We start from the raw sequence: 10,527 nt of genomic DNA on the forward strand, positions 1-10,527 counted from the left end.
CACTGAACACGAATCATGTCGTTACCCTGCGAGAAAAGAAGGTCACCTCGTCCAATAAGCTGATTAGCACCCGGCGAATCTAAAATGGTACGCGAGTCAATCATGGAGGATACCCTGAAAGCTAAACGTGCCGGGAAGTTCGCTTTAATGGTTCCGGTGATAATATTGGTTGAAGGACGCTGGGTGGCGATCACCATATGAATACCTACCGCTCTGGCCTTCTGGGCAATACGTGCAATCGGAAGTTCTATTTCTTTTCCTGCAGTCATGATCAAATCTCCAAACTCGTCTATAATCACCACAATATAAGGCATGTATTTATGCCCCTTTTCCGGATTCAGGCGTCTTTTAATAAATTTTTCATTGTACTCCTTTATGTTTCGGGTATGGGCTTTCATCAACAGATCGTACCGGTCGTCCATCTCTTTACAAAGCGAATTCAATGTCTGGATCACCTTCGTAAAATCGGTGATGATGGCCTTATCAGCATCAGGCAACTTAGCCAGATAATGCCGCTCGATCTCAGAATAGATACTAAATTCAACCATTTTGGGATCGACCAGGACAAACTTCAATTCTGAAGGATGTTTCTTATAAAGCAATGACGTGATAATAGCATTCAGACCAACAGATTTACCTTGTCCGGTGGCCCCGGCAACCAGAAGGTGAGGCATTTTACAAAGATCGAACATGTAAATTTCGTTGGTGATAGTCTTACCTAATGCAACCGGTAGATCGTATTTGCACTCCTGGAACTTGCGGGATGCAATGACAGATTGCATAGATACAATCTGAGGATCTTTATTAGGCACTTCAATACCAATAGTTCCTTTCCCTGGCATGGGAGCAATGATACGGATCCCTAAGGCCGACAAACTTAATGCAATATCATCTTCCAGATTTCTGATTTTGGAAATACGGACACCTGCTTCGGGAATTACTTCATACAGTGTAAGCGTAGGTCCAACAGTCGCTTTTATTGAGGCAATGTTGATGCCAAAGTTCTCAAGCGTTGTTTTAATACGTGTCTGGTTTGCTTTTTGCTCTTCCATATCCACCTGATGATCTCCAACATCGTATTTTTTTAGTAAGTCGGTAGTAGGGTACCGGTATTGTGAAAGATCAAGCTTGGGATCGTACTCTCCCATTGACGAGCCATCATACACTTCGTCGTCTCCAGTAGGAACATCTATAGTAAATAACACATCATCTACCACTTCCGACGGCCGGACCGGTTCTGCAAAACTCTCGTAAACCTCCTCTCCCTGAGGCACATTAATCTCGAAGGAATCTTCTTCAATGGCGTCTGCATAGGTAAGACGAACAGTTTTTTCGGCAGGAGCTTTGTTTTCAAATTGAGATTCGGCCTCCTCCAACTCCTTCTCCGTATCAAATTCGGCAATTAAGTCTCCGGATTCTTCTTCTACAGATTCCGACAAAGTTGATTTCTTTTTGTCAAAATGTCGTTTGAACCAAGAGAAAGAGAGTAACTTCTGAAGAAATGGAATTGTCCTCTTACTACAAAAGACAGCTATAATAAGAAAGGTTCCCAAAATAAAAAGGAAAGTCCCGGGTACCCCTATATTGTTAATCATTTTTTCGGAAAGGTAATATCCATGTTGCCCCCCCAGATAAATAAAAGTGTCTTCATATCCTTTTAGAAAGACAAAAGCAAAAAACAGAGATCCCCAGATCAATAACGTAGCACTGAATATAAAACGTCTTAGTAACGATACATTGTTTAGATTCATCAGCTTGGCTCCCAAGGATCCTAAAAAGAATAGAATGACAAAAGAGGAGATTCCAAACCAGCGATTCATTAGTAAATCAGCTAAATACGCACCTCTCACCCCCGTCCAGTTTGAAACAGAACCCTTGTTCAACACTAAATCCCCCAATGGTACATTGTCAATTTTACTTTGATCAATCCCTCCTGTAAAGAAAAAGGATATAAGTGAAAGGCCTACATATACAGTAACAAAGGATATAATCAGCCCGCTTATAAAACGGGTACGTTCATTGGTAAAGAACTCCTTTAGTAAAGTAAAGAAACCAGGTGTAACAGTTGTTTGCTTCGTATTGCTCTTTTTTGCCATAAAATTCTAAATTAAGAGATCTATTTTATCTCACAATGCAAAAGTAATAAAAACAAAGTGTGATAGGGAAATAATTATTTCCTATTTTTGCAAATTATATTTAGACGTTGAACGAACAAGAGCGTATGGAGAACGAAAACAGTCCTGTTTATAACAGGAATACCATTGAATTTGTAACAGTTGCACTTGAGTTCTGTTCTTTTGTTGAATCTGCAGGTAAATTATCCAGTTTTGAATTTACAGACAAGGCAACCAAATTATTGCCTCTGCTCTATATTAAAGCTTCACTTTTACCTGAAATTGAAGAAACAGAAGAGATTGAACCCGAATTTACAGTTACTGAGGATATGTACGAATTGGTACGTAACCAAATTGCGACGCTACTAGGCGAAAGTGATACCTATCTGGAAACCTTTCATCCGGACATGCAATATAGTGACACCCCGATTGCGGCATTCATTTCAGAGAATCTTGCAGATGTATACCAGGATACGGGTAATTTCGTATCGGTTTTCAGGCAAGGGAATGAGGAGGTAATGGCTGAAGCTATTGGATTATGTCGCGAAAACTTTCAGAAGTTTTGGGGTCAGCAATTATTAAACGCTCTGAAGGCTTTACATGCTATCAGATATGACGAGGAGACTAATTTAGCGATCAACGAGGAGGTATGATGGATTTTTTACAAACCATAAATAAAGAAGATTTGTCTCTGTTACCCATCGAGGAATTTCCTGGCAGGGTGATTGTTGTAGATACGGAAAGGGATACTGAAAAAGCAATATCTTATCTCTCTACATTCAAGGAAGTTGGTTTTGATACGGAGACCAGACCTAATTTTAAAAAAGGGCAGTCTAATAAAATATCCCTGATGCAAATATCAACGGAAGATACCTGTTTTCTTTTCAGGCTAAATCATATCGGAATCCCAGAGGCGTTGGAACATTTTTTATCTGATGCGTCCATTCAAAAAATCGGGCTTTCATTAAGGGATGACTTTAATGCCATTCAGAAACGAAGCAAACTTGAGCCAAAAGGATTTCTGGATCTGCAAAATTACGTTGGAAAGTATGGCATAAAAGACGCGAGTCTGCAAAAGATTTATGCAATCATTTTCAATAAAAAAATATCAAAGGGCCAACGTCTCAGTAATTGGGAAGCTGATATCTTGTCTGAAGGGCAAAAGAAGTATGCTTCATTGGACGCCTGGGCCTGCCTTAAAATTTACAAACAATTGAAAGCATTATAAATGAACTATTGTAAAGTTATTCTCAAACCCAAGAAAGAAGAATCGTTGTTGCGTTTTCATCCGTGGGTATTCTCGGGCGCGATACAATCCATCCAGGGAAAACCTGCCGAAGGAGACATCGTAGAGATTTTTGGATCAAACAACCAGTTTCTGGCATTGGGGCACTACCAGATAGGTAGCATTGCCGTACGCATACTCTCTTTCAAGCAAATACCTATCGACATCCATTTCTGGGTAGAGCGGATTGAAGTAGCTTATTCCATTCGGAAATCATTAGGTTTGGCTGGTACTGATTACAACAACACGTATCGTTTGATTCATGGAGAAGGGGATAATCTGCCCGGATTGGTAATTGATGTTTACGCTCATACAGCTGTAGTACAAGCGCATTCCGTTGGAATGCATCATGCCAGATCAATCATAGTGGAAGCTCTGAAAAAGGTAATGGGAGAAAGCTTACGTAATGTTTATTACAAATCCGAATCCACCTTACCTTTCAAGGCAAACCTGGGAACAGAGGATGGTTATTTATATGGCGGCGAAATTGAAGAAATAGCCGTCGAAAACGGATTGAAGTTTTATGTTGACTGGCTTAAGGGGCAGAAAACAGGCTTCTTTGTAGACCAACGTGAAAATCGTACGTTGTTACAACAATATGCGAAAGACAGATCTGTGCTTAACATGTTCTGTTACACCGGAGGCTTTTCTTTTTATGCCATGCGGGGCGGTGCAAAAGTGGTTCACTCGGTAGACAGTTCGGCCAGAGCTATTGCTTTAACAAATAAAAATGTGGAGGCTAATTTCCCAAATGACCCAAGACACGAGGCTTATGCCGAAGATGCCTTCAAATATTTGGAAAAAATGGGCAGCAATTACGACTTGATCATTCTGGACCCTCCAGCTTTCGCAAAACATAAGGATGTTTTACGTAATGCTCTGCAAGGATACAGAAAACTTAATGCGATTGCCTTTGAGAAAATCAAACCAGGCGGTATCATCTTTACCTTCTCCTGCTCTCAGGTTGTAAGCAAGGAAAACTTCCGTTTGGCCGTATTCAGTGCAGCGGCTCAATCGGGCCGTAACGTACGGATATTGCATCAGCTTACTCAACCAGCCGACCATCCGATAAACATCTATCATCCCGAAGGTGAATATCTTAAAGGTTTAGTGTTGCACGTTGAATAATAATTCTGTTTGGGGTTCATATTTTTTATGAAGTTTGGAGCAGAAATATATATGGAAATATTTCTTTAATTCACAAAGAGATTGTAACTTTGTGTCGGTTCAAATAGAGATGGATTTTATTTCGTAAAACAATAAAAATTATTTATTATGTCTAAAGTAACAGTTGTTGGCGCCGGTAACGTAGGTGCTACATGCGCAAATGTTCTTGCATTCAATGAAGTAGCTGATGAAATTGTAATGCTTGATGTAAAAGAAGGCGTTTCAGAAGGTAAGGCAATGGATATGATGCAGACTGCTCAATTGCTTGGTTTCGATTCAACAGTAGTAGGTTGCACAAACGACTATGCTCAAACAGCCAATTCAGACGTTGTGGTTATCACATCTGGTATTCCACGTAAGCCTGGTATGACTCGCGAAGAGTTGATCGGCGTTAACGCAGGCATTGTTAAAAGCGTAGCTACCAACGTTCTTACATATTCTCCAAATGCCATCATCGTGGTTATTTCTAACCCTATGGACACAATGACGTATCTATCTCTTAAGTCGTTAGGTATTCCTAAAAACCGTATCATCGGTATGGGTGGTGCTTTGGATAGCTCTCGTTTCAAATATTATCTGTCTCAGGCTTTAGGTTGCAATGCAAACGAAGTTGAAGGTATGGTAATTGGTGGTCACGGTGATACTACTATGATTCCTTTGGCTCGCCTTGCTACTTACAAAGGTATTCCTGTAAGCGAATTGTTGAGTGCAGAAGAATTAGAAAAGGTAGTTAAAGCTACAATGGTAGGTGGTGCTACACTGACTGGTTTATTGGGTACATCTGCATGGTATGCTCCGGGTGCTGCTGGTGCTTTCGTTGTTGAATCAATCATCAAAAACCAGAAGAAACTTATTCCTTCTTGTGTTGCTCTTGAAGGCGAATATGGTCAAAACGACATCTGTATCGGTGTTCCAACAATCATTGGTCGCAACGGCGTTGAGAAAATCGTTGAAGTAGAACTTAATGCAGCCGAAAAAGCATTGTTCGTTGCCAGTGCAGATGCTGTACGCAAAACAAACGATGTATTGAAAGAAATCAATGTTCTTTAATTATCAGAACAGAATTTATACTAAAAAAGGGAGGTGCATCAGCACTTCCCTTTTTTTATTTCATCCTGACATCTGCTCCCCACATTAATTTATCACGCAGGGTTTTATAGAATGTATGGTTGTATCGTTTGATAACCTTCGTTGTATAGTCGGCTTTGCTTATAATTAATTCGATGCCTGTAGGAAAAACTTCCGATCTTCCATCCAAGGCTATAAGGAAATTCTTACTTCTGCTTTCAACCCCTAAGGTTATAACATAAGTATCTGGTATTACCAATGGCCTCACATTAAGACTATGGGGAGCAACCGGACTTAAAACCATACTGTTACTTTGAGGAATGATTATTGGTCCGTTTACACTCATGGAATAAGCCGTAGAACCGGTTGGAGTAGCAATTACAAGTCCGTCTGCTTCATAAGAGGCAAGATACTCATTATTCAATGAGGTATGGATTGTAATCATTGAAGAGGTATCTCTCTTTAAGATGGCAATTTCATTTAATGCGTAATTATAACCCCGGTATGCCCTTTCTTCTGTATGAAGCCGTAACAAGGTTCGCTCTTCAATTTTATAATAGTTTTTAAAAAGCTCTTCCAAGGTATCTTCCAATTCATTATTAGATACATCAGCCAAAAAGCCTAACCGCCCGGTATTAATCCCTAAAATGGGTATATCCTGCTTATTTACACGGGCCGCCGTACGTAGGAATGTTCCGTCTCCCCCTACACTCAATGCTACATCCAGGTCGAAATCATCATCAAACAACTCACCCTTGATAGGCGGACTGTAATTCAAAACATCCGTCAGAAAGATATGAAAACGATAATCTACATAAATTTCCGCCTCCTTTTCGATCAGTTTCTCAAAAAGCCGCTTAATCACATTTTGCTTTTCTTCCTGATATTCGCTCCCAAATACGCCAACTTTCATAGGGTGATAATTACATGTTGATGTAGTACATTAATTCGCTCATTCGCTGCTCAAGTAAATCGTCGACCATACCTTTTTTCATAAAATAAAAGAGAACAGTGTAGTTGAATCGTTCGAAACTACGTATAACAGGAGAAGCATCTTCCAAATCTATTTTAATTGAGATGATAAGTCTTCCCGTAATACTATCCATATGGGATAGCAAGCTCAACACATGGGCATGATTTGATTCAATAACGCGGGCAATATCTGAAAGTGAATAATCCTGCGGGAGCATCTCCAGCATAACGATACTTCCTTCTGATTCAGCATGCGTTGTATCAGACAATGCATTTAACAGACGATCGGCAGTGAGTCCGCCCATATATTCGCCAGTCTGAGATATCACCGGTAAAAAGCTCAATCTATATCTTGCAACAAGAGACAAGGCCTCAAGCAAATGGCCGTTTTCCGTTACTGATGGTGCAAAAACGACTGCCTCTCCAACCGTAGAATTACTACCGGTTAGAGACAACAATTCTTTTTCGGATACCAGACAACGATACAAACCATCCTCCGTAAGAGGAAGATGCTTGATTTTAAAGTCATCCATCAATCCTAATCCATATTCAACCGTATCAAAACTTTTTAACACGGGAATGTCTTTTGTTAAGAAATCTTTTACCAACATTGTTCTGTTAATTCCCTAAATACTATTAAATTTGCAGGAACTTTTTGCAAATGTAGCGAAAGAAAGAAGAAGAATATACAAACAATGACAAATTTAAGTGTAAATATTAATAAGGTTGCCACCATTCGTAATGCGCGTGGAGGTAATATGCCCAATATACTAACAGTTGCTCAGGACTGTGAGAAATTTGGGGCACAAGGCATCACAGTCCATCCTCGTCCGGACGAACGACATATACGATACTCGGATGTATACGGACTAAAGCCTCTTATTAAAACAGAGTTTAATATTGAAGGATACCCCTGCGAAAAATTCGTTGACCTCGTTCTTAAAGTAAAACCAACACAAGTTACGTTGGTACCGGACAGTCCGGATGCAATTACATCGAATGCCGGATGGGATGTAAAATCCAATTTTGAACTTCTTAGCGAACTTGCAGATACATTTAATTCGAATGGCATCCGCACTTCAATCTTTGTAGGGACTGATCTTGAAAATATCTCGTTTGCTGCTAAAACAGGAGCCGACAGGATCGAATTATATACTGAGCCTTATGCTACAAACTATCCGATAAATAAAGAAAATGCTATCGCTCCGTTTATTGAAGCGGCTCAATATGCCAAAGGATTGGGATTGGGAGTTAATGCAGGTCATGACTTAAGCCTTGAGAATCTGGCATACTTCAGCAAATGTATTCCCTGGATAGAAGAAGTGTCCATCGGGCATGCACTTATCTGCGATGCCCTTTATTTTGGATTGCAACAAACAATTTCTCTTTACAAAGCCTGTTTACAGCAATAGGACTTTTAATTATTACTAAACCATAAAGTAGAAACACATGAGCATCTTACTTTCATTACAATCAGTAGCCTCTCAAACCGCAGAACAAATGCCTGATCTAACAGGTGTAACTGTTCCAACAGAAGCACAAATCAACATCATAGACCTTGCTATTAAAGGGGGATGGATTATGATCGTACTATTGGTACTATCATTAATTGCCACATATATTTTTATCCAACGGCTAATGGTTATCCGCCGCGCCGGAAAAGAGGATGAAACTTTTATGAATCGTATTAAAGACTATATACATGAAGGTAAAGTAGATTCTGCCTTAAAGTTATGCAGAAGCATGAATACACCTTCAGCACGGATGATTGAGAAAGGCATAAGCCGCCTGGGTCGTCCTATGAACGACGTACTTGTAGCGATTGAAAACGTTGGTAATCTGGAGATCGCCAAACTTGAGAAAGGGTTTCCTTTAATAGCGACTACTGCTGCCGGAGCCCCTATGTTAGGATTTTTAGGTACTGTTACAGGTATGGTACGAGCCTTTTTCGATATGGCTAATGCTGGTACGAACGTAGATGTATCTCTGCTTTCAGGAGGTATTTATGAAGCCCTGGTTACTACTGTTGGAGGATTGGTTGTTGGTATTATAGCTTTATTTGCTTACAACTACCTGGTTTCGCAAGTAGATAATGTTGTAAACAAAATGGAAGCTCGTACCATGGAGTTTATGGACTTGTTGAACGAACCAGCTAATTAACTTCAACTATGGCATTAAAAAGAAGAACAAAAATAAATGAAAACTACAGTATGGCGTCGATGACAGATGTTATCTTCCTGCTGCTGATTTTCTTTATGATATCAAGTACTGTTGTAATTCCAAACGCGATAAAAGTCACACTGCCGCAATCACAAAAGCAGACTGCAGCAAAACCGCTTACCAGACTTACCATCGACGCGGGATTAAATTACTATGTTGCCTTTGGAAATCAACGGGAAGTACAGGTAAGTTACGATGAAATCACTCCCTTTTTACAGGAAAGCTATTCGAAGGAACCTGAGATGTTTGTGGCCTTGTATGCCGACGAAACTGTTCCTTATAAAGAGATTGTAAAAATTCTGAACATTGCGAACGCGAATAAATTCAAGATGGTGCTTGCTACCCGTCCGCAAAGATAAACAGGTATGAAATTTAATAAAGATGATCTATATAGCCTATTAGGTTCCGTTGGATTTCACCTGCTGATATTGTTGGTTTTATCGCTGACAATTCTTAGCACGGTAGTTCCGGAAGAGGATAGCGGTGTGCTGGTAAACTTCGGCAATGTTGACGAGGCCGCCGGTACATTCGAGCCGCTAAATACCGGGCAGGAGCCTATGGAAGAAACAACTCCCCCTCCACCACCTACGCCTGCTGTAGAAACAGCAAAAGAGGAACTTGTTACTCAGGATGTGGAAGAAAGCGTTGCTCTTGCAGAAGCAAAAAAGAAAAAGGAAGAACAAAGGAAGAAAGAGGAAGCCATCAAACGTGAACAGGATCGCATCCAAAAGGAAAAATTAGAACAACAACGCTTGGCAGATGCCCAACGTCAAAAAGAACTTGCAATCAAAAACAAAGTTGCCGGTGCTTTTGGAGCCGGTAGTGCCGCTGGTAGTAGTCAGGGTTCAGGAGAAACCGGATCTGGAAATCAGGGAAGTCCTTTTGGAAACTCAGACCACGGAGCAAACGATGGTGTAGGAGGTTATGGTTCGTTTTCACTGAATGGCCGTTCGATTGGCGCCGGTGGTTTACCCCGTCCAGCCTACACAATACAAGAAGAAGGCCGTATTGTTATAAACATAACAGTAGACCCGAAAGGAAATGTGATTTTTGCAGAAATTGGCAAAGGGACAAATATTGATAATGCCTCTATGAGAAAAAGTGCTCTGGAAGCAGCCAGAAGAGCTAAATTTAATAGTATTTCCGGAAGTAATAACCAAAGTGGAAGTATCACTTACCGATATTCACTTAGATAATTTGATTTAATATGAAAAAAGCAGTTGTTTTTATAGCCACAGGCTTTGAGGAGATTGAAGCAATCGGTACGATCGACGTATTGCGCAGGGGTGGTATTGATGTTACAATTTCTTCTATCACAGGATCTAAAACAATTACAGGTGCCCACGGGATCTCTATGAAATCGGATGTTCTATTCAATGAAATGGATTACAACGATTTTGATGCATTTATTTTACCCGGAGGAATGCCCGGAGCGACAAATCTGAATGCTCATGTTCCACTGAAAGAACTACTTATAAACCAATACAAAGAGGGTAAAGTTATCGCGGCCATATGCGCTGCTCCTTTGGTTTTAGGCGGTTTAGGTTTATTACGGGGCAAATCGGTGACCTGTTATCCCGGGTTTGAGCCTAAACTTATTGAAGCCACTCCATCCGGAGGCCCGGTTGAAGTAGATGGCAATGTAATTACAGGCAAAGGTCCCGGACTTGTATTTCATTTTGCACTATCCATACTTAAAGC

The 10,527-nt window shown here is 40.4% G+C and carries 12 protein-coding genes; 9 read left to right on the top strand and 3 right to left on the bottom strand.

Annotated elements, in window-relative coordinates; all coding sequences use genetic code 11:
• On the bottom strand, positions 1-2,096 hold a 2,096-nt coding region (locus AB7E53_RS06440; protein WP_446774792.1), incomplete at its 3' end, for a DNA translocase FtsK 4TM domain-containing protein.
• A gap of 125 nt (positions 2,097-2,221) precedes the next feature.
• On the opposite strand from AB7E53_RS06440, the gene AB7E53_RS06445 reads away from it, so the two are divergent.
• The 4 genes from AB7E53_RS06445 (at position 2,222) to mdh (ending at position 5,616) form a co-directional block, all read left to right on the top strand.
• On the top strand, positions 2,222-2,767 hold the full coding sequence (locus AB7E53_RS06445; protein WP_446774802.1) for a DUF5063 domain-containing protein: 546 nt from the start codon (positions 2,222-2,224) through the stop codon (positions 2,765-2,767).
• A complete protein-coding gene (locus AB7E53_RS06450; protein ID WP_139376537.1) occupies positions 2,764-3,342 on the top strand; it encodes a 3'-5' exonuclease in 579 nt (192 codons plus the stop codon). The genes AB7E53_RS06445 and AB7E53_RS06450 overlap by 4 nt, the downstream gene beginning before the upstream one ends.
• Positions 3,343-4,527 (top strand): class I SAM-dependent rRNA methyltransferase, encoded by a 1,185-nt coding sequence (locus tag AB7E53_RS06455; RefSeq protein WP_179399395.1) that lies wholly within the window; start codon positions 3,343-3,345, stop codon positions 4,525-4,527.
• A 147-nt stretch (positions 4,528-4,674) separates the two neighbouring features.
• Positions 4,675-5,616, top strand: a complete 942-nt coding sequence (mdh, locus tag AB7E53_RS06460) for a malate dehydrogenase (protein WP_079682010.1) — start codon at positions 4,675-4,677, stop codon at positions 5,614-5,616.
• 55 nt (positions 5,617-5,671) lie between these two features.
• Here the strand turns inward: mdh and AB7E53_RS06465 are convergent, their stop codons facing one another.
• The gene (locus AB7E53_RS06465) at positions 5,672-6,547 is read right to left on the bottom strand and encodes an NAD kinase (RefSeq protein WP_068177970.1); all 876 of its coding nucleotides are present in this window, start codon (positions 6,545-6,547) and stop codon (positions 5,672-5,674) included.
• 10 nt (positions 6,548-6,557) lie between these two features.
• Positions 6,558-7,217, bottom strand: a complete 660-nt coding sequence (locus AB7E53_RS06470) for a CBS domain-containing protein (protein ID WP_179399394.1) — start codon at positions 7,215-7,217, stop codon at positions 6,558-6,560.
• 84 nt (positions 7,218-7,301) lie between these two features.
• Here AB7E53_RS06470 and AB7E53_RS06475 point away from each other — a divergent pair, with 84 nt between their 5' ends.
• The 5 genes from AB7E53_RS06475 to AB7E53_RS06495 all read left to right on the top strand — a co-directional run.
• Positions 7,302-8,018 carry a pyridoxine 5'-phosphate synthase gene (locus AB7E53_RS06475; protein ID WP_079682008.1) on the top strand — a complete coding sequence of 239 codons (717 nt, stop codon included), beginning with the start codon at positions 7,302-7,304 and terminating at the stop codon, positions 8,016-8,018.
• A gap of 37 nt (positions 8,019-8,055) precedes the next feature.
• A complete protein-coding gene (locus AB7E53_RS06480; protein ID WP_079682007.1) occupies positions 8,056-8,766 on the top strand; it encodes a MotA/TolQ/ExbB proton channel family protein in 711 nt (236 codons plus the stop codon).
• Between the two features lie 8 nt (positions 8,767-8,774).
• Positions 8,775-9,185: an ExbD/TolR family protein gene (locus tag AB7E53_RS06485; RefSeq protein ID WP_068177983.1), complete on the top strand. Its 411-nt coding sequence runs from the start codon at positions 8,775-8,777 to the stop codon at positions 9,183-9,185.
• Positions 9,186-9,191: 6 nt separating this feature from the next.
• The gene (locus tag AB7E53_RS06490; RefSeq protein WP_079682006.1) at positions 9,192-10,022 is read left to right on the top strand and encodes an energy transducer TonB family protein; all 831 of its coding nucleotides are present in this window, start codon (positions 9,192-9,194) and stop codon (positions 10,020-10,022) included.
• An 11-nt stretch (positions 10,023-10,033) separates the two neighbouring features.
• Positions 10,034-10,527, top strand: a 494-nt coding sequence (locus tag AB7E53_RS06495) for a DJ-1 family glyoxalase III (RefSeq protein WP_446774793.1), incomplete at its 3' end; no start/stop codon positions are given.

Origin of the sequence: Macellibacteroides sp., from assembly GCF_050251695.1 — a bacterium.
GTDB classification, from domain to species: domain Bacteria; phylum Bacteroidota; class Bacteroidia; order Bacteroidales; family Tannerellaceae; genus Macellibacteroides; species Macellibacteroides fermentans.